The following is a 19,443-nucleotide window of genomic DNA, read 5'->3' as shown; positions in this document are numbered from 1 at the left end:
AACCTTTGCGCGGCAGAAGTCTAGCAGGGACAAGAAAAAAGCGGCAATGGCGATGTGCCATTGCCGCTCTTCACCTTGGATTGAACGGCCTCAGGTCGGCCGCAGCGCGCTGGAGTCCATATCCAGCGCCTCGATCTGCTTGTTCCGCTCGGATTCGGTCTTGGCGCGGTGGTCGGTCGCGAGCACCACGTAGACTGCCGGCAGCACGAACAGCGTGAACAGCGTGCCGATCGACATGCCGGCCACGACCACGAGGCCGATCGAGAAGCGACTGGCGGCACCCGCGCCGCTCGCGGTCAGCAGCGGGATCAGGCCGGTGACCATCGCGGCCGTCGTCATCAGGATCGGCCGCAGACGGATGCGAGCCGACATCTCGATCGCCGAACGGCGATCGAGCCGTTCGTTGACCTGGAGCTCGTTGGCGAACTCCACCATCAGGATGCCGTGCTTGGTGATCAGGCCGACGAGTGTCAGCAGGCCGACCTGGGTGTAGATGTTCATCGTCGCCGCACCGAAGAACAGCGGGATCAGCGCACCGACGATCGCCATCGGCACCGAGATCATGATGACCAGCGGATCGCGCAGGCTCTCGAACTGCGCCGCCAGCACCAGGAAGATGATGATCAGCGCGAAAGCAAAGGTGATTGCGAGCTGATTGCCTTCCTGCACGTATTGCCTGCTGTCGGCGAGATAGTCGTGGCTGAAGCCTTGCGGCAGCTTCTTGGCCTCGCCTTCGAGGAAGTCGACCGCCGCACCGACGGTGACGCCTGGCATCGGCACGGCCGAGAAGGTCGCCGAGTTCAGCTGATTATAGTGCGTCAGCGAGTTCGGCTCGGTCGAGGTCTCGAGCGACAGGACGGTGGACAGCGGAACCTGCTGGCCGGTGTTGGTCGTGACGTAGTAACCGTCGAGCGCCTCCGGCGAGAGCCGCTTCTCCCGCGGAACCTGCGGGATCACCTGGTAGGAGCGCCCCTCCAGGTTGAAGCGGTTGATGTAGTTGCCGCCGAGCAGCACGGCCAGCGCACTACCGACGTTCTGCATGTTGATGCCGAGGTCCTGCGCCTTGGTACGATCGATCCTCACCTTCACCGTCGGCTGGTTGAAGGCGAGATCGCTATCGGAGACGATGAACATGCCGCTCTTGCGCGCAGCATCCTTCAGCTTCTCCATCTGCTCATAGACGGTCTGGAAGCCCGCGGTCGAGTTGATCACCATCTGCACCGGCAGGCCGCCCGGGCCGCCCGGGAGCGGCGGCAGGTTGAAGGCGAACGCCTGCACGCCCTCGATCTTGGAGAGCTCGGCCTGCACCAGCGGCTTAAGCTTGATCGACGAACGCTGACGCTCGTCCCAGGGCTTGAGCAGCATGCCGGCGATGCCGCCCTGAGGGCCGTTGATGCCGTTCAGCACGAAGCGCAAGTCGGTCTCGGGGAAGCTTTGAAATTTCTTGTCGAGCTTTTCGCCATAGAAATCGAGATAGTCGATATTGGCGTATTTCGGCGCCTTGGTCACCGCGAACACGATGCCCTGGTCTTCTTCCGGCGCCAGCTCCTTCGAGGTGTGCATATAGAGGAAGCCGACGAGGCCGAGGATCGTCAGCGCGAACAGGCCGGTCACCGCCTTGTAGTCGAGCGAGCGGTCGAGCCTGCGGCCGTACCAGCGCGTCACGGCGCCGAACACCTTGTTGACGAGCTTGGCGAAACGGCCCTCTTCGGTGTTCTTGAGCAGCACCGAGCACATCATCGGCGACAGCGTCAGCGCGATGACGCCCGACACGATCACCGAGCCCGCCAGCGTGAACGCGAATTCGCGGAACAGCGAGCCGGTGAGGCCGCCGAGGAAGCCGATCGGCGCGTACACGGCTGCAAGCGTGATGGTCATCGAGATGACGGGGCCGACGATTTCGCGCGCGCCTTGCAGGGCCGCCTGCACCGGTGACTTGCCCTCCTCCAGATGGCGGTGGATGTTCTCCACCACCACGATGGCGTCGTCGACCACGAGACCGATCGCGAGCACCATCGCGAGCAGCGTCAGCAGGTTGAAGCTGAAGCCGAATGCGAGCATCAGCGTACAGACGCCGATCATCGACAGGGGGATGGTGACGACGGGAATGATCACCGAGCGGAATGAGGCCAGGAACAGGAAGATCACCACGATGACGATGATCACGGCCTCGCCCAGCGTCTTCTCGACCTCGTCGATCGACGACTGGATGAACTTGGTCGAGTCGTAGGCGACCTTCATCTTCATCGACGGCGGCAGATTGCGCTCGAGCTCGGGGAACAGCGCGCGCACGCCCTTCACCAGCGTCAGCGGGTTGCCTTGCGGGGTGGCCTGCACGCCGATGAAGATCGCGTGCTCGCCATTGAAGGCGACGCTCGCATCCGTGCTCTGGGCAGCAAGCTCGACGGTTGCGATGTCCTCCATCCGGACGAAGCCGCCGTCCTTGGCCTTGACGATCATCTTCCTGAACTGGTTGACGTCGGTCAGGCCCGTGTTCGTCGAGATGTTCGAGACGATCAGATAGCCCTTGGTCTGGCCAGCCGCCGACTGGAAGTTGTTGGCGGTGATCGCGGCCGCGACATCGCCGGGCGACACGTTGCGGCCGGCCATCTTCACTGGATCAAGCCACAGCCGCATCGCAAAGGTCTGGCCGCCCAGAATGTCGGCCGACGCCACGCCGTCGACGGTCGACAGCACCGGCTGCACCACGCGCGTCAGATAGTCCGAGATCGCAGAGCCCGACAGCTCCTCCGAGGAGAAGCCGAGATACATGACGGCCGTGGTCTGGCCGGTCGTCTTGGTAACGATCGGGTCGTTCGATTCCTTCGGGATCAGATATTTGACCGAGTTCACCTTGGCGAGCACCTCGGTGAGCGCCTGGTTCGGATCGAAGTTCAGCTTGATGTAGATCTGGATCGTCGAGGTGCCCTGCACCGAGGACGAGGTGATGTAGTCGACACCCTCGGCCGAGGCGACCGCCTGCTCGATCGGCGTCGTGATGAAGCCCTGGATCAGGTCAGCGGACGCGCCCGGGTACACCGTCGTGACGTTGACGACCGTGTTCGACAGTTTCGGATATTGCCGGATCGGCAGCACCATCGCCGCGCGCAAGCCGATCAGCAGGATCAGCAGGCTGACGACGACCGACAGGACCGGTCGCTTGATGAAGATATCGGTAAAGGCCATCGCGGCGATCTCGAATTCGTTTGCTTGAGTGGCGTGATCCGGCGTCAGGCCGGATCACGCGAGCGCGTCAATCAGTAGCGCGGCGGCTGCGCAGGAACGGCCGGTGCCGGATCGGACGAAATCGCCACCGGCGCACCCGATTGCAGCTTGAGCTGGCCGACGGCGACGACCTTGTCGCCCGGCTTCAGGCCCTTCAGGATCTCGACGCGGCCTTCGACCCGGTTGCCGGTCTGCACGAAGGTGCGCACCGCATTCAGGCTGGTCTTGCCGTCATCCTCCTTCTTCTCGGTGATGACGAACACGGAGTCGCCATAGAGCGTGTAGTCGACCGATGTCTCCGGAACGGTGATCACCGGCGGCTTGTCCGGCAGCACCACGGTGGTGGTCACGAACATGCCTGGCTTGAGGATCTTGCCCGGGTTCGCGATCGTCGCCTGCACGCGGATGTTGCGGGTGTCGCTCGCGATTTGCGGTTCGATGGTGGTGATCTTGCCCTCGAAGACGCGGCCCGGATAGGCATCAACCTTCAGCCGCACGGCCTGGCCGACCTTGAGATTGCCTGAGTCCTTCTCCGTCACCGTGAAGTTGGCCCACAGCACCGACAGATCCGTCAGCGACACGATCGCCGTGCCCGCGGTGAGATACTGGCCGACCTCGACCTTGCGCACGCCGAGATCGCCGGAGAACGGCGCCCGCACCAGCTTCTGCGAGATCAGCGCTTCCGTCTTGGCTATGCCTGCCATCGCCTGATCGTAGGAGGCTTGCGCCTGGTCGACGGTCGCCTGCGGACTGAACTGGCGCGCGGCGAGCTGCTTGGCACGATCGAGCGAGAGTTGCGCGACGGTCGCCTGCGCCTTGAAGTTGGCGAGATCGCCCTGCTCCGGCGCGTCGAACAGCTGCACCAGTGGCGTGCCTTCCTCGACATGCGCGCCCGGCTCGAACTTGATCTCCGTGACACGGCCGTTGACGTCGGCGGTGACATTGACCTGATGCACGGCGGCGAGCTCGCCGACCGCGGTCAACAGATTCGGCACCACCTCGTTCTTCGCCTCGGCCGCGCTGACGCTCACCGGCGGCGGCTTGTTGTTGGCGAAGAACTGCTTGATCATCTGGCCACGGAACGAATTGAACCAGACCAGCCCGCCGACGAGTGCGCCGAGCAGCAAACCGACAATGATGAACCAGCGCACCGGCTTCACCGGGCGCTTGGGCGCCTTGTCGATCGGTTCGCCCGATATCTTGTGTTCAGCCACGATGTTCATGTCATGCACTTTCTGCAATCGCCGCCTTGCCGGCACCCGGCGCCAAAGCGCGGCCCAGATGCGAAGCAATTGCGGCGTCGTTAAGTCCGATACCTCTCAGGAGAAACTCACAGAGCTGCCCTTCCAGATCGTCCGCCTTGCCGTAAGCGAGGCAGGGCGTGGCCGGCAGCCTGGTCAGCGCAGCCGTCATCAGCGAATGGTGCGCGAACCAGAACAGGTTGAGCGGCGCCGTTGCGCAGGGCCTCGCGTCCCCCGCCGCCACCGCACGCTCCAGCGAGGCGACGAAGACGGCTCCGATCAGATGCTCGATCTTGGCATAGAGCAGACGAGCAAATTCGCCATCATCCAGATGGCTAGTGACCATCAGCCGCAGGCGCTGCGCCTCTTCCTGATCCGGGCTGTCGGCGACCTGCATGAAGTGCTCGACCATGCTGCGGATCAGCTCGACCAGGGTGGCCGTCGACGGCTCACGCTCAAGAAGCTCCATCAGAGCCGGATCGGCCTCGCACTCGTCGCTGAGGATTTCGGCATAGAGCGCCGCCTTGGACGGAAAATGCTTGAACAGCAGCGCCTCGGAAATGGCAGCGGCGGCCGCCACGCTCTTGGTCGTGGTGCCGGTATACCCGTGACGGGCAAAACAACGTTTAGCGGCACCGAGGATGAGTTGCCTCCTCAGGTCGCTGGTCATACGCAATGAGCTCATGTGAGTGAGTAAGCACTCACCCACGCAAAAGTCAAGCAGGATGCTGCGATGCAACCAAAATGCGTTGGCGACTCGGCGGGATATCGCCCCCTGGGCCGCCGGCACTGAGCTAGATCGGCGGGAACCCGAGGTCGCCGCGCAGCCGGTTGACGATGTAGGTGCCGTCGCGCGTGGGCAGGATCCGGGTCAGCTCGGCACTGTCGATCTTCACATTGGCAAAGCGGGGGCCGGCCGAGACGTCATGGACGGACGCGGCGAAGGCCTCGACCTCCGCCATGGTGGAGATCGCCCGGCTGTCCTTGATACCGCAGGCCTTGGCGACGCCGACGAGATCGGCGGCGGCCGAGGTGTGACTGGTCTGGCCACCGGTCTCGCCATAGCGTTCGTTGTCCAGCACCACGATCGAGAGATTGGCGGGCTTCTGCAGGCCGATGGTGGCAAGACTCCCCATACCCATCAGCATCTCGCCATCGCCGGTGATGACCAGCACCGGCAGTTTTGGCTGGGCCAGCGCCAGCCCCAGGCCAATCATCGCGGCGCCGCCCATGCCGCCCCAGAGATAGAAGTTGCGCGCATGGTCACCGGCGGCGCTGATGTCGTTGGTCGAGGCGCCGAGACCACCGATCGCGACCACATCCCTGCGGTTCGCAAGCAGCGCGGTGACGACCTGGCGGCGATCGAGGAGATTGGTCTTGCTCATTTGGTGAAAACCTTGGCACCGATCAGGCGCTGCGACAGGAGAACGGCGGTCGGCGTCAACGCGTTGTAGGCCTGCGCTGCGGCGGCCTCCAGCACGGCCGGCACTTCGGCGGCCTGCGACGCGCGCAGCACCTTAACGCCGGAGAGTTCGAACACGCCCTGCGTGGTCGATCCCATTGGTACCTGCCAGGGATTGAACTCGCCCCATTCGCCGCGCATCGTCACCAGCGTGAGGAACGGAAAGCGCAGGATCGGGATCAGCGACAGCATGTTGATGCAATTGCCGACCCCGCTCGACTGCATCAGCAGCACGCCGCGCTGTCCGCCAGTCCAAGCGCCGGCAAGCAGCGCCACGCCCTCCTCCTCGGTCGTCAGCGGAATGCCGCGCATGCTGGAGGACGCGAGCACGCGCTCGATGAGTTTGGAGTGTCCGGCATCGGGCACATAAGGCACCTGCCGGACATCGAAGCGCTCCAGGGCCGCGAAGATCTCGTCAGGCCATGACGGCGGGGCATCAGCATCAGTGCGCGCGTGCATTTTGGTGTCCAGTCGGCTAGCAAGTCGGAAGAAGTCTAGACGGACGCACGCGTCGTTCGAAGAACAATAACGGCATATCGGCTTTAACCGGTGAGTATAGCGGGATGAACGCACACGCGAGAGAGCTGGCGGCGAGCTTCGACCTGGAGAAGCTGACCGCGGAATTCTACGACAACCCCTATCCCACCTATCGTGCACTGCGGGAGAACGAGCCGGTCAAGCGCCTGCCGAACGGCACGGTGTTCCTGACGCGCTATGACGATCTGGTCGCCGCCTACAAGAACACGAGATCGTTCAGCTCGGACAAGAAGAAGGAGTTCGCGCCGAAATACGGCGCCTCCCTGCTCTACGAGCACCACACCACGAGCCTCGTCTTCAACGATCCGCCCGCCCACACCCGCGTGCGGCGCCTGATCATGGGCGCGCTGTCGCCGCGCGCGATCGCCAGCATGGAGGTCGATCTGGTTGCGCTGGTCGATCGGCTGCTCGATGCCATCGCTGACAAAGGCGACTGCGAACTGATCGGCGACTTCGCCGCCTCCATCCCCATCGAGGTGATCGGCAACCTGCTTGACGTCCCCCATGACGAGCGCGAGCCGCTGCGCGGCTGGTCGCTGGCGATTTTGGGCGCGCTCGAGCCAGTCATCTCGCCGGAAGCTTTTGCACGCGGCAATCAAGCGGTGAAGGATTTCCTTGCCTATCTCACAACGCTTGTCGCGCGCCGGCGCCAAAAACCCGGCAATCCCGAGCGCGACGTGCTGACGCGCCTGATCCAGGGAGAAGATAGCGGCGAGGACAATGGCGAACGGCTGACCGAGACCGAGCTGCTGCACAATTGCATCTTCCTGCTCAATGCCGGCCATGAGACCACCACCAACCTCATCGGCAACGGCCTCGTGGCACTCGACCGCCATCCCGACCAGAAGCAGCGGCTGATCCAGAACCCCGAACTGATCAAGACGGCGGTCGAGGAGATGCTGCGCTACGAGAGCTCAAACCAGCTCGGCAACCGCATGACCACCGAGCCGGTCGAGCTCGGCGGCGTGGCGTTGGAGGCCGGCACCTCGATTACGCTGTGCATTGGCGCTGCGAACCGCGATCCCGCGCAATTTCCTGATCCCGAAGTCTTCGACATCGCGCGCGCACCTAACCGCCATCTCGCCTTCGCCACCGGCGCGCATCAATGCGCCGGCATGGCGCTGGCGCGGCTGGAAGGCGCCATCGCGATTTCGCACTTCCTGGCGCGCTTCCCGAACTATGCCTTGAGCGGGAAGCCCGTGCGTGGCGGCCGCGTCCGGTTCCGCGGCTTCCTCAGCGTGCCGTGCTCGATCGGCTGATGGGTGGCGAGGAAACACATGAGCATCGAGAGCTTGCGTAAGCGCTGGGCCGATCCGCTCTTGACGGCGCTGACCGGACTCCTCGTCGTCATGATGTTCGTCGTTGCGCCGCTCCAGGCCCTCGGAATCTTCGCCTTCCAGGTATCCGAGCTCGTACTCGCGCTGCTGCTCGTTTGCGGCATCTTCATCATCTCGGGGAGTCCGATCGCGGTCGCGGCGATGCTGCTCGCACTCGTCATGATCGTCATCGGCGCCGTCCTGCGCTTCCACTCGCCCTCGCTGCTCGACCTCAACCTCTTCGCCGGCTCATGGTTCATCCTCGGCGTCGCGATGGCGTGGGCTGTGGCGCGCGCGACCTTTGCACCCGGGCGCATCAATTTTCATCGCGTCATCGGCGCCGTCCTGCTCTACTTCACCGTCGCCGTGATCTTCGCAGCTCTTTTCACCTTCGTCGGATCGCTCGTGCCGGAAGCCTTTTCCGGCATGAAGGTGCAAGATAGTCCGGCGCTGGCAAGCCAAGTGATCTATTTCAGCTTCGCAACCATGACGACGACCGGCTACGGCGACGTTGCACCCGTGCATCCCATCGTTCGCAGCCTCTGCAATCTCGAAGCCATATTCGGACAGCTCTATCCGGCGACCCTGCTGGCGAGGCTGGTGACGCTGGAGCTCGAGCACCGCGACAAGGAGTGAGTTTCGAAACGTGTCTCGCATTTTCGGCCAAGGCCCGAATGCCTACGGCAGACAAGCTGGAGTGACGGCTGCCTGCGTCGGAAGATCCCAAGGCCGGTGGCCATCAACAACGAACGATTTCGCCAATCGGGTGCAGCCGGCGTTGGACGAGTTCTATGCGACGCTGAGCAGCGAGCAGAAGGCGCTTCAACGCGCTGCCCCGGACGGCAAGCCAGTGATTGCAAGCCAGTGATTTTCGCATCGCTGCCTGAGTACCGATCCTACACCACGCTCCGGTGCCGTTCGATGCAGGTGCGCAACACCTCATCCATCGGCTCGTCCCACCAGTCATTGGAGAAGATCTCGATCTCGGAATAGCCGGCATAGCCTTGGGCCTCGACCGCGGAGCGCACCGATTTGATATCGATCACCCCGTCGCCCATCATGCCGCGGTCGTTGAGGATGTCCTTCGTCGGCACCAGCCAGTCGCAGACATGGAACGCCAGCAGGCGATCCTGGCCCGCGCGCGCGATCTGGCTCATCAGCTCCGGATCCCACCAGATGTGATAGACGTCGAGCGCGACGCCCAACGTACCGCTGCGACCGGGATCGAGCCGGTCGCAGATATCGAGCGCCTGCTTCGTCGTGTTCACGCAGGCGCGGTCCGCGGCATAAGCCGGATGCAACGGCTCGATCGCAAGCGGCAGTCTTGCTTGACTGGCGTAGTCGAGCATTTCACCGAGAGCATCCTCGACCTGCGCACGCGCTGAGACGATATCTTTCGAGGCGCCACTGCCCGGCCGCGAATATTGCGGCAGGCCGCCGACGACCAGCACGATGCAGGAGGCGCCGAGCGCCTTGGCTTCGTCCACGCAGCGGCGATTGTCGTCGCGCACCTCCGTGCGGCGCGCAGCGTCGGACGTGAACATGCCGCCACGGCAATAGCCCGAGAGCTCCAGCCCGGCGTCGCGCACCGCGCGCACGGCACGGTCGAGCCCCACATTGGCGACCTGATCGCGCCAGGGATCGATGGCGCGAATGCCGTGGCGCGCGCAGGCGTCGATGATGGCGACGAGGTCGCCCTGCCTGCGGACCGTCGCCGTGTTCAGCGACAGCCAGCGATGATCGGAAGAGAAGTCGCGCATCAGGCTTCGATTCCGCGTGAGGCCATCACGGTCTTCATCCGCTGTGTCGCGGCTTCCGGATTGGCGAGCAGCCCGGCCTGATCAGCGAGCCGGAACAGCTCGGCCAGATGGAGCGTCGAGCGCGCGCTCTCCTGTCCGCCCACCATGGTGAAGTGATCCTGGTGGCCGTTCAGATAGGCCATGAACACAACGCCGGTCTTGTAGAACCGCGTCGGCGCCTTGAAGACGTGACGCGACAGCGGCACGGTCGGCCCCAGCACGTCGTGGAAGCCGGCCTCGTCGCCGGCCGCGAGCCGCGACAGCGCATAGGAGGCCGCCGGCGCGATCGCGTCGAAAATACCGAGCAATGCGTGCGAAAAGCCCTCTTCGTCGCCGGCGATCAGCTCCGCATAGTTGAAGTCATCGCCGGTGTACATCTTGATGCGCTGGTCGAGGCGACGGCGCATGTCGATCTCGCGCTGCTTGTCGAGCAGCGAGACTTTGACGCCATCGACTTTGGCGGCATTGCCGTTGATGATGGCGACGGCGGTATCCATCGCCTTGTCCAGATCCGTGGTGCCCCAATAGCCCGTCAGGGCCGGATCGAACATGTCTCCGAGCCAGTGGATGATCACGGGCTCGCGGACTTGCGACAACACACGGTCATAGACCTTGGCGTAGTCGTCGGCATTGCGGCCGAGTCTTGCCAGCGCCCGCGACGCCATCAGGATGATGCGGCCGCCGACCTTCTCGACCGCCGCAATCTGCTCCTCATAGGCGCGGATCACGTCGTCGAGGCCTTTGGCATCCTCGACCGCGAGGTGATCGGTACCCGCCCCCGAGAACACCAGCGCGTTGCGCCGCTTTGCGGCTGCGACCGATCGCGTGATCAATTCCAGCGAGGTCGGCCAGTCCAGCCCCATGCCGCGCTGCGCGGTGTCCATGGCTTCGGCAACACCAAGACCGAGATCCCAGACATGCTCGCGGAAGGCAATGGTCTTGTCCCAGTCGATAGCGGCGGAGAGCCAGGGATCGTTGTCGGCGAGCGGATCAGCCACCATGTGCGCGGCCGAGAACGCAACGCGGTTCAGCGTGCCCTCGAGCTTTGCAGGGAAGCTGCGCGAGGCAGCAAGCCGATAGATCTCGATCGAACGATCCGCCTTCGGCAGTTTCAGCGACAAGGACGATGTCGGCATGACCGGCTTGTTCATGGCTTCCTCCTCAGACCTTGATCGGGGCAACGTCGATCCAGCGCCGCTCCTTCCAGCTCTTCAGCGCACATTCGGCGAGCTGTACTCCCTTGGCGCCTTCGAGCAGCGTGAACTTGTACGGCGCATCCTCGCAGACGTGCCGGATGTACATCTCCCACTGCTCCTTGAAGCCGTTGTCGTAGGAGACATTGTCCGGCAACTTCTGCCAGTCGCCGTAGAAATCATGCAGCCGCTTCTCGTCGGGATTCCACACCGGCCGGGGCGTCGCCTGGCGCGCCTGGATCATGCAGTCGGAGAGGCCCGCCACGGCCGAGCCGAGCGTACCGTCGACCTGGAAGGTGACGAGATCATCGCGATAGACGCGCGTGACCCAGGACATGTTGATATGGGCGATGATGCCGCCCTTGAGCTGGAAGGTGGCGTAGGCGGAGTCATCGGCCGTCGCCTTGTACGTCTGGCCCTGCTCGTCATAGCGTTCGGGAATGTCGGTGTTGCCGATGCAGACCACGCTCTCGACGTCGCCAAAGAGATTGTCGAGCACGTATCGCCAGTGGCAGACCATGTCCAGGATGATGCCGCCGCCATCCTCATTGCGATAGTTCCAGGATGGCCGCTGCGCCTCCTGCCAGCCGCCTTCGAATACCCAATAGCCGAACTCGCCGCGCACCGAGAGGATGCGGCCGAAGAATCCGGAATCGCGCAGGAACGCGAGCTTCTTCAATCCCGGAAGGAACAGCTTGTCCTGCACCGTGCCGTGCTTGACGCCCTTCGCGTTGGCGAGCCGCACCACTTCGACAGCTTCCTCGAAATTGGTCGCAATCGGCTTCTCGCAATAGACGTGCTTGCCGGCGTTGATCGCGCGGGTCAGCAGGTTCGGTCGCGCCTGCGTGGTCGCGGCGTCGAAGAACACGCTATCGTTCTCGTCGGCCAGCGCCGCATCGAGATCGGTGGTCCAGCGCGTGATGTTGAACTGCTTTGCCAGCCGCTCGATCTTGTCGGCGCTGCGGCCGACCAGGATCGGATCGGGCATCACGCGGTCGCCGTTCTTCAGCTTGACGCCGCCCTGGTCGCGGATCGCGACGATCGAGCGGATCAGATGCTGGTTGAGCCCCATGCGGCCGGTGACGCCGTTCATGATGAGGCCGAGGCGTTGCGTGGTCATGCCGATTGCTCCTGGAGTGATCTTGGCTGCTCGAGCGGCGCCAGTGCCGACCAGTCCGGATGGACCGACGTCGCAAAGCCCGGTATGGCGAGCGATCCCGTCAGGAGATCGCCGTCGTGAATGGAAAGGCGGATGCCCCGGCCGGTATCGGCATAGAGATCGGGGTGCGCGACCGCGAACGCCCTTGCTTCGCCTGCGGGCGCATCGCCAAAGCCGTCGGCATAGTGGTGGCCGTTGCGCTCGGCGTGGGTGATGCCGATGAGGGCGCCGAGCGCGAGATCCTGCTGGACTGCAAGGCCGGCCTGGCAGGTCAGGTCCTCGCTGGTGACGAAGAACTTTTCGCCGCCGGCACTCCATTTCGCGGCGCGGGTAGCGTTGATGATCGACTTGTAAAGGCCCTTGCAGGATTTCGACGAAATGCCGCGATAACCGAGCGCCCGCGCTGCCGGGAAGGCATCATAGGAATCGTCGGCCTCGTCGATGATGAAGCTGCGTGCCGCGAGCGAGCCAAGCGGCGTCTGCCGGGTAATATCGCGGGGCATCGGCTGCTCGATGTAGAGCAGTCGCGTCGCGATCGACCGTAGCGCCGCGTCCCGGTCAAGCCGATCGATCAGCGCGTGCAGCGCGGCGAGATCGGCGTATTGTTCGTTGGCGTCGAGCGAAACCTTGTAGCCATGTCCGAGCGTCCCAAGCTCGGTGCCGATGCGCGCCAGCCGCTTCGCATCATCTTGCGGATTGCCGGAAAGCTTGAGCTTGAAATAACGCGCCCCGCGGTTTTCCTGCGCATCAGCGACGCCGCCCTTCCCTTCGATGTTGTCGTCGAGACCAACCGTGTGCCTGACCGCGACCCGCAGCAGCGGCTTACGGTCGCCCAGGAATTTTGCGATGTCGGCGCGGACCAGATCGGGCGCAAGCCGGGCATCGACACCGGCGATGTTCTCGGTCATGCCATCGAAGAAACTTGTCCCGGCTGCCCGCAGCAGCGCATCCAGGACGGCCTTGTCGATCTCGGCGGGGCCGTAGGCAGCCGTGAGCGCTGGGATGTCCCTTTTTGCGCAGGCGGCAACATGCGCGCCGGTACAGACGGCGTGCAGGCCGAATGCGGTATGGAATCCCGATTGCGCCAGATAGAGCTCGCGCGCGATCTCGAGCGAGCGGCGCAACTCATCGACCGTCTGCTCCGGCGAGAGCTCTGGCCGCTTGTCGAACCATTTTGGCACCAGCAGCTCGGCGCTGGCGCCGACTGCGGTTCCCCTACCCGTCCCCTTGCCCTCGACCTCGATCTCGACCCGCACGAAGATCTGGGGCGTTGCGCTGATGGTGACAGCGCCGAAACGGAACGGCCGCGTGAAGCGCACGGGCCGTTCGAAAAATGCGATGTCTCGCAGCTTCAGGCGCGGGGACATGTTACGGCCTGACGAGGTTGGTGAGCGAGGTTTGGCCGCGGCCGCGGTGCAGCTCTCCCGCTTGCGGGAGAGCTCGGCACGAAGTGCCGGGTGAGGGTTTTCTCCTCTGGAGGGTTTTCGCGAGCGGAAACACCCTCTCCCCAACCCTCCCCCGCAGGCGGGGGAGGAAGCGCACCGTCTTCTTGGCTACGGCCAGAACCAATCGCATTGCCTTAATCCAATGCACCTTGCGTGAAGAAGTGCGTGCGGATGCGTTGCACGAGCTCGGTGAAGACGGGGTCGGCCATCACGTCGAGCGAACGCGGACGCGGCAGCGGCACGTCGTAGATCGCCGCGATCGCGCCCGGCCGCTCGGTCATGACCAGGACTCGGTCAGCGAGGAACACGGCTTCTGAAATGGAATGCGTGATCAGCAGCACCGTCTTGCCGGTCTCGCGCTGGATTCGCATCAGCTCCACGTTCATGCGCTCGCGCGTCAGCGCATCGAGCGCGCCGAACGGCTCGTCCATCAGCATGATCTTGGGATCGTGCACCAGCGCACGGCAGATCGAGGCGCGCTGCTGCATGCCTCCGGAAAGCTGCCAGGGCAGCTTCTTCTCGAACCCTTCGAGGCCGACCAGCTTCAGCAATTGCTTCGCGCGTTCGAGATATTTCGCCCGCGGCAGCCGTTTCATGTCGATCGGCAGCATCACGTTGGTCAAGATGTTGCGCCACGGTAGCAGCAGCGCGTTCTGGAAGACGATGCCGACATTGCCGTGCGGCTTCGTCACCTTCTCGCCGTCGACCAGGATTTCACCGCTCGACGGCGGCAAGAGCCCGGAGATCAGTTTCAGCAACGTGGACTTGCCGCAGCCGGAGGGGCCGACCACGACAAAGAACTCGCCCTCATTGATGTGGAAGTCGAGCGGCCGCAGCGACGGCACGCCGCCGTCGCGCGAACGATAGGTTTTCGACACGCCGGACAGCTTGATGCCCGACGTGTCGCTGCCGGCCCGGTCGCTCACCAGTCGAAGATGAGCGGCCGGCTGCACGTCGCTTGGTTTGGCCGCCGATTTCACGAGTCGCCCTTCGGCAGATAGTCGTTGGTGTAGAACGCCTTCGGGTTCTCCTTGGCCTTGGCATCGAGACCGCCATATTCGACCAAGAGGTTGACCGTATCGGTCATGTTCTGGTCGGTGACCTGGAACGGCCGCTTGTTCTTGGTCTCGGCGGTCCGGTAGAGCGGAATGGTCAGCTCAAAGCCCTGCGTCAGCGTGTCGATCTTGCCGCCCTTCGGATTGGCGTCGAGGATCGACTGCGCGGCGGCCGTCGGGTCCTTCTCAGCGGCTTCCACCGCCTTGGTCGTCGCCGACATGAAGCGGCGGACGAGATCGGCATTGGCCTTCACGTAGTCCGCGTTGGCGATGATGCCCGAGGAGACCATGTTGATGCCGTAGTCGGCAAACTTGATCGGATAAACATCCTTGCCGGTCGCATCCTTGATCTTCATCGACTGGTCCATGACATAGCCGAGGAGGAGGTCGGCCTGGCCGTTGATGACCGCGTTGAGCTTGGTCTGGCCGTCACCGGCAACGGTCTGGAAGTCGCTCTCCTTCAGGCCAGTCTTCTTCAGGAACAACGGCCAGATCTGCGTCATCGAGTCCGCGGGGGTGATCGCTACCGTCTTGCCCTTGATGTCCTCGGGCTTCCTGATGTTCTTGTCGACAAAACCCATCGCCGACATCGGGCTGGTCTGGAGCAGCACGCCGGTCGCGATCACGGGCGCACCCTTGATTGCGGCGCGCATCATGGTGGGAACGTCGACATAGCCGAAGTCGGCGGTCTTGGCCGCAACGGCCTGCGTCGTTGCCGCCGAGCCGCGGCCTTCCTGGATCTCGAGGTCGATGCCTTCAGCGGCGTAAATGCCCTTGGCCTTGCCGTAATAGAACGGCGCGTGCTCGCCATAGACATACCAGTTGAGCATCAGCACGACCTTGTCGGCGGCCTGTGCCGGCGCGACGAAGAGCGCCATCAGCGTCACCGAGACAACTCCTATCCACCGCCTCATCACGTCTCTCCCTTGTCGTTTTGTTTCGGCCGTTGCTGGCCATTCGTTGTTTTAGCTTTTGTTTGAGCATCGGAAAACCGCTGCACACTTTTCCGGATCATGCTCTAAGAGGCAAAAATGACGTCCTCGCGCTGGCTGACATGCCAGGGAATGACGAGGCGCTCGATCCGGTCGACGATCCAGAACAGCACCACGCCGAGCAGCGCCAGGATCACCAGCGCCGCGAACATCGTCGGCAGGTCGAAGGTTCCGATCGAGCGCTGCATGACGTAGCCGATACCGGAATTGGAACCGACGAACTCGCCGACAACTGCGCCAACGACGGCGAGCGTCACGGAGACTTTCAGGCCGGAGAAGATCGCCGGTAGCGCATGCGGCAGGTTCACCGCGCGGAACACCTGGAAGCGACTGCCCTGCATAGCGCGAGCGAGATCGACCATATCAGGATCGACCGACTTGAAGCCCTGCACGGCGGAAACCACCACGGGGAAGAATCCGAGCAGGAATGCGGAAATCACTTTTGGAATGATGCCGAAGCCGAACCAGACCACGAACAGTGGCGCGATCGCGATCTTCGGCACGGACTGCGAGAACACCAGAAGCGGATAGACGTAGCTCTCGACCGTCTTCGAGCCTGCGATCAGCATCGCCACGGGAATGCCGAACAGCGCGGACAGGAGGAAACCGCAGACCGTTGCATAGGTCGTCGGCCAGCACTGTCGCAACAGTTCCGGCCAGTCGGTGCGCAGCACCGCGACGACGTCGGCCGGCGCCGGAATCTGGTAGGCGGGAATCCTGAACAGCCGGATCGCGAGATCCCAGGCAATGACGACGAATACCAGGAACAGGAACGGCCGCACCCAGACCGCGTTCAGCATTTTCGACAGCGCACTCTGCGGTTTGGCCTCCGCCACATCTCACTCCCGGTCTTCTTTTTGGTTCTTGGGTTCGATCTTGGGAGAAATTAACTCGTTGGATAAATACTGTCCAGTGCTTTCCCTGTGGCGTTTTGCGGCTGTTCCCGTTTCTTCGTTTAGATAGCGGAACAGTCGCGCCACGCTTCCAGCGTCATTCCCCGCGAAAGCGGGGAATCCAGTACGCCGCAGCTTCTACGTATCCTCGCACTGCTCTGGAATACTGGATCGCCCGCTTTCGGCTTTCGCGGGCGATGACAGCTGGGGCTATCGAAGCAGTGCGCAGGATGGGTCGAACGGCATGCCGATGACGGCCTCGCGCCGCTGATTTACCCGACGCGTCAAAGGCTTCGCGGAATGCGCAAGGCATCAGACCGGCGGCTACCGGCTACTTTGCATGGGGTTGTTTTCGAGATTTTGGTTTGCCGTCGGCCCCGGCTAGACCGGCTGGTGCTGCGCCACGCGCGGCTTCGGCGCCTTGACCATGTCGAACAATTCCGCCGAGCGCCCGGTCAGTGCCGCCAGCACGAGGCCGACCATGTGCGCGAGCCGCTCCTCCTTGGCGTCTTTCGCGAGCAGGTCGCGGCCGAAAATCACGCTCAGCGTGGCGCTGTTGGAGAGATAGAAGAAGGTGAGCGCCGCGATCGAGATGTAGAGCTGCACCGGATCGACCGCGACCTGGAAGTCGCCGCTCTCGACGCCACGGCGGACCACGGCACGGATCATCTCGACGAAGGGCGAGTGCATCGACTTGACCTTGGTCGAGCGTTTCAGATGTCTTGCGCGCGCGAGGTTCTCGGTCTGGAGCAGCGACAGGAATTCGGGGTTTCGCAGAAAGTAATTCCAGGTGAACTCGATCAGCCGCTTGATGGCCTCGGGCGGATCGAGATGCTCCAGATCGAGCCCCCGCTCCTCGTTGCGTATCTTCTCATAGGCGCCCTCCAGCACCGCGAGATAAAGCTCGTCCTTCTTGCCGACGTGGTAGTAGAGCATGCGCTTGTTGGCGCCGGCCTTGGCCGCGATGCGATCGACGCGGGCACCCGCAAGGCCATGGGCCGAAAACTCCTGCTTGGCGGCTTCGAGGATGCGAAGCCGCATCCCTTCCGGGTCGCGCTGCCATTTGAGAGTTCGTTTTGCCTTCGCCAAACCGCTTGCCCGCCAATACTTGTCCCGATTGCATGTATCACGCGCGCGTGGGTTTGAGAATGCGAGCGATCACGCTGCCGGCTTTGGTGCGCGCTCGAGGAGGATCGTCTGGATGCCGCAGGTGCCGGTGCGCACCGTCATCACCCTCGTGCCCGGCTTTCGGCCGTTGCGCACCTCGCTGACGTCGACGCCCGCGGCGATCAGGCGGGCGCGGGTCGCTTCGATGTCGGCGACGCGCCAGCTCAGGCCCCAGAGCCGGTCATGGGTGAGGTCACCGCCCGCAACCGGCCGCCGCACCACCTCGACGATGAGATCGCCGCAGCGGAAGAACATGAGCTGGCCCCAGTCGTGATGCGAGCGGTCGAGCGCCAGGTCGAGCCCGAGCCGGGCGCCATAGAGCGCCGCGGCACGCTCGGAATCCTCGGTCGCGACCACGACGTGGTCGAGCCCTTCGATCGGGCCGACGTCGGTTGCCGCCGAGATCGGGCGCTGCTCGGCGAGCTCGAGAAAGAACATGCGCACGCCGCGCGTGAGCTCGGTGGGCGTGCGGGTGCGCCTCCAGTGCAGCACCGCGCCGCTCTCGTCGTCGCGACTCTCGACCTCGGTGACCGGCTCCGGCTTCAGCGCCACCCGGTCGAGCCGCCGGTGCACCTTGCCAATGTCTGCAACGCGGAAGCACAGGCTTGCGAGCATGCCCTCGTGGTCGTCCAGCAGCGCGCGCATCCGGTCGGCGGTGACGCTGAAGCCGCTCGGCGCCATCAATTCCAGCGTCATGTTGTCGAGGGTGAACAGTACGCGGTTGGCACCGTCGCCGGAGTTTTGCCAGGCCGGTGCCCGTGCCAGCAGGGTCTGATAGGCAGCCCTGGCGGCGGCGATATCGCTGACCAGGGCGACCACGTGATCGAGGCCGGTGATCATGTTCCCCCCTTAGTTGATCGACCCGGAACAACGGCTCGAAATACGGCATTTGTCCGGGCTTGGCATTGCCCAGTGATGGTCGTATTCCGGCCCTATGCTCACCTCAAGCGCTGAGGGCGGTGCCTTTGCGAATAATTTCCGCGTTCCATCCGCGGAAGCGGTGCTAATGTAATGCCGCCGGCCGGGACCACCCAGCGCATCACGGACAACCAATGCAGGCTCTCTTTATCGGACAGACCTATATCGACGTCACCTTCATTACCGACCACATGCCGACCGGCGACGAGAAGCACGTGGCGGACGCCTACGCGGTCTCCTTCGGTGGCAATGCGGTCACGGCGGCTTTCTGCTGCGCCAAACTGGGAATCGTGCCCGACCTGATCGCGACCGTCGCGAACGACTGGCTTGGCCGCATGTTCCAGGACATGTGCGCCAAATACGCGATCTCGCTGCACAACCGGAAGGTCAACCAGTCCTCGCTGTCCTTCATCATGCCCAAGGACGGCAAGCGGGCGATCGTCCGCTGCCGCGACGATCACCACATCCATCCCTTCCCGATCCTCAATCTCGGCAGTTGTCGCGCGCTGCATATCGACGGCCACCAGCCGGATGCTGCGATCCACTACGCGAAGGTGTGCCGCGAGGCCGGCATTCTGACCTCGCTCGACGGCGGCGGCCTGCGCACCAACACGCATGAGCTCCTTGAATTCATCGATGTTGCAATCGTCGCGGAGCGGCTGTGCGAGCAGATGGATCTGACGCCGGACAAGATGCTCGATTATCTCAAGAGCCGCGGCTGCAAGATCGGCGGCGTCACCATGGGCGAGAAGGGCCTGCTCTGGTACAACGAGACCGGAGCGGTTGACATCATGCCCGCGATGCCGATCCCGCGCGAGCGCGTGATCGACACCAACGGCGCCGGCGACGTGTTCCACGGCGCTTACATCTATTCCTACCTCGCCCATCCCGGTAAAAGCTGGCGCGAGCATTTCGACTTCGCCCGCGCCGCCTCGACCCACAAGATCCAGCGCCTCGGTAACGAGGCCGGACTGCCGACCCTTGTCGACATCGCCAAAGTCAGGCAGGAATTCGAGGTGAGGGTCTAGGCTTCGCTGGGGT

At 63.6% G+C, this 19,443-nt stretch carries 17 protein-coding genes; 3 read left to right on the top strand and 14 right to left on the bottom strand.

Features of this window, described 5'->3' with window-relative positions; translation table 11 throughout:
- Positions 1-90: 90 nt before the first annotated feature.
- The 5 genes from SO139_RS00780 to SO139_RS00760 form a co-directional block, all read right to left on the bottom strand.
- On the bottom strand, positions 91-3,186 hold the full coding sequence (locus SO139_RS00780; protein ID WP_449379460.1) for a MexW/MexI family multidrug efflux RND transporter permease subunit: 3,096 nt from the start codon (positions 3,184-3,186) through the stop codon (positions 91-93).
- Between the two features lie 71 nt (positions 3,187-3,257).
- Entirely contained in the window at positions 3,258-4,448 is a 1,191-nt protein-coding gene (locus tag SO139_RS00775; RefSeq protein WP_449379461.1) for an efflux RND transporter periplasmic adaptor subunit, read from the bottom strand.
- Position 4,449: 1 nt separating this feature from the next.
- Positions 4,450-5,151, bottom strand: a complete 702-nt coding sequence (locus SO139_RS00770; RefSeq protein WP_474798182.1) for a TetR/AcrR family transcriptional regulator — start codon at positions 5,149-5,151, stop codon at positions 4,450-4,452.
- Positions 5,152-5,260: 109 nt separating this feature from the next.
- Positions 5,261-5,851: a thiamine pyrophosphate-dependent enzyme gene (locus SO139_RS00765; protein ID WP_449379462.1), complete on the bottom strand. Its 591-nt coding sequence runs from the start codon at positions 5,849-5,851 to the stop codon at positions 5,261-5,263.
- Positions 5,848-6,387 carry a phosphonopyruvate decarboxylase gene (locus tag SO139_RS00760; protein ID WP_449379463.1) on the bottom strand — a complete coding sequence of 180 codons (540 nt, stop codon included), beginning with the start codon at positions 6,385-6,387 and terminating at the stop codon, positions 5,848-5,850. The genes SO139_RS00765 and SO139_RS00760 overlap by 4 nt, the downstream gene beginning before the upstream one ends.
- Positions 6,388-6,491: 104 nt before the next feature.
- Here SO139_RS00760 and SO139_RS00755 point away from each other — a divergent pair, with 104 nt between their 5' ends.
- Both SO139_RS00755 and SO139_RS00750 read left to right on the top strand, forming a co-directional pair.
- Entirely contained in the window at positions 6,492-7,724 is a 1,233-nt protein-coding gene (locus tag SO139_RS00755; protein WP_498539531.1) for a cytochrome P450, read from the top strand.
- Positions 7,725-7,742: 18 nt separating this feature from the next.
- Entirely contained in the window at positions 7,743-8,417 is a 675-nt protein-coding gene (locus SO139_RS00750; protein WP_449379465.1) for an ion channel, read from the top strand.
- A 260-nt stretch (positions 8,418-8,677) separates the two neighbouring features.
- Here SO139_RS00750 and SO139_RS00745 read toward each other — a convergent pair whose 3' ends face one another.
- The 9 genes from SO139_RS00745 to SO139_RS00705 all read right to left on the bottom strand — a co-directional run bounded on the left by SO139_RS00745 (position 8,678) and on the right by SO139_RS00705 (position 18,324).
- A complete protein-coding gene (locus SO139_RS00745; RefSeq protein ID WP_498539530.1) occupies positions 8,678-9,541 on the bottom strand; it encodes a sugar phosphate isomerase/epimerase family protein in 864 nt (287 codons plus the stop codon).
- Entirely contained in the window at positions 9,541-10,731 is a 1,191-nt protein-coding gene (locus SO139_RS00740; RefSeq protein WP_498539529.1) for a dihydrodipicolinate synthase family protein, read from the bottom strand. The genes SO139_RS00745 and SO139_RS00740 overlap by 1 nt, the downstream gene beginning before the upstream one ends.
- 10 nt (positions 10,732-10,741) lie before the next feature.
- Positions 10,742-11,893, bottom strand: a complete 1,152-nt coding sequence (locus SO139_RS00735; protein WP_449379468.1) for a Gfo/Idh/MocA family protein — start codon at positions 11,891-11,893, stop codon at positions 10,742-10,744.
- Positions 11,890-13,299 (bottom strand): hypothetical protein, encoded by a 1,410-nt coding sequence (locus SO139_RS00730; RefSeq protein WP_498539528.1) that lies wholly within the window; start codon positions 13,297-13,299, stop codon positions 11,890-11,892. Before SO139_RS00730 ends, SO139_RS00735 begins: the two co-directional genes overlap by 4 nt.
- A gap of 212 nt (positions 13,300-13,511) precedes the next feature.
- Complete coding sequence (locus SO139_RS00725) at positions 13,512-14,357, bottom strand: ABC transporter ATP-binding protein (RefSeq protein WP_498539527.1); 846 nt, start codon at positions 14,355-14,357, stop codon at positions 13,512-13,514.
- A complete protein-coding gene (locus tag SO139_RS00720) occupies positions 14,354-15,346 on the bottom strand; it encodes an ABC transporter substrate-binding protein (protein ID WP_498539526.1) in 993 nt (330 codons plus the stop codon). Before SO139_RS00720 ends, SO139_RS00725 begins: the two co-directional genes overlap by 4 nt.
- A gap of 104 nt (positions 15,347-15,450) precedes the next feature.
- Entirely contained in the window at positions 15,451-16,260 is an 810-nt protein-coding gene (locus tag SO139_RS00715; protein ID WP_449379472.1) for an ABC transporter permease, read from the bottom strand.
- A 438-nt stretch (positions 16,261-16,698) separates the two neighbouring features.
- Complete coding sequence (locus tag SO139_RS00710) at positions 16,699-17,406, bottom strand: TetR/AcrR family transcriptional regulator (RefSeq protein ID WP_449379473.1); 708 nt, start codon at positions 17,404-17,406, stop codon at positions 16,699-16,701.
- Positions 17,407-17,475: 69 nt separating this feature from the next.
- Positions 17,476-18,324, bottom strand: coding sequence for a VOC family protein (locus SO139_RS00705; RefSeq protein WP_498539525.1), 849 nt, complete (start codon positions 18,322-18,324; stop codon positions 17,476-17,478).
- Between the two features lie 212 nt (positions 18,325-18,536).
- On the opposite strand from SO139_RS00705, the gene SO139_RS00700 reads away from it, so the two are divergent.
- Positions 18,537-19,430: a sugar kinase gene (locus SO139_RS00700; RefSeq protein ID WP_449379475.1), complete on the top strand. Its 894-nt coding sequence runs from the start codon at positions 18,537-18,539 to the stop codon at positions 19,428-19,430.
- Positions 19,431-19,443: the final 13 nt, after the last annotated feature.

This window comes from Bradyrhizobium sp. UFLA05-89 (assembly GCF_059803475.1).
This window is presented reverse-complemented; position numbering and strand designations above follow the sequence as displayed.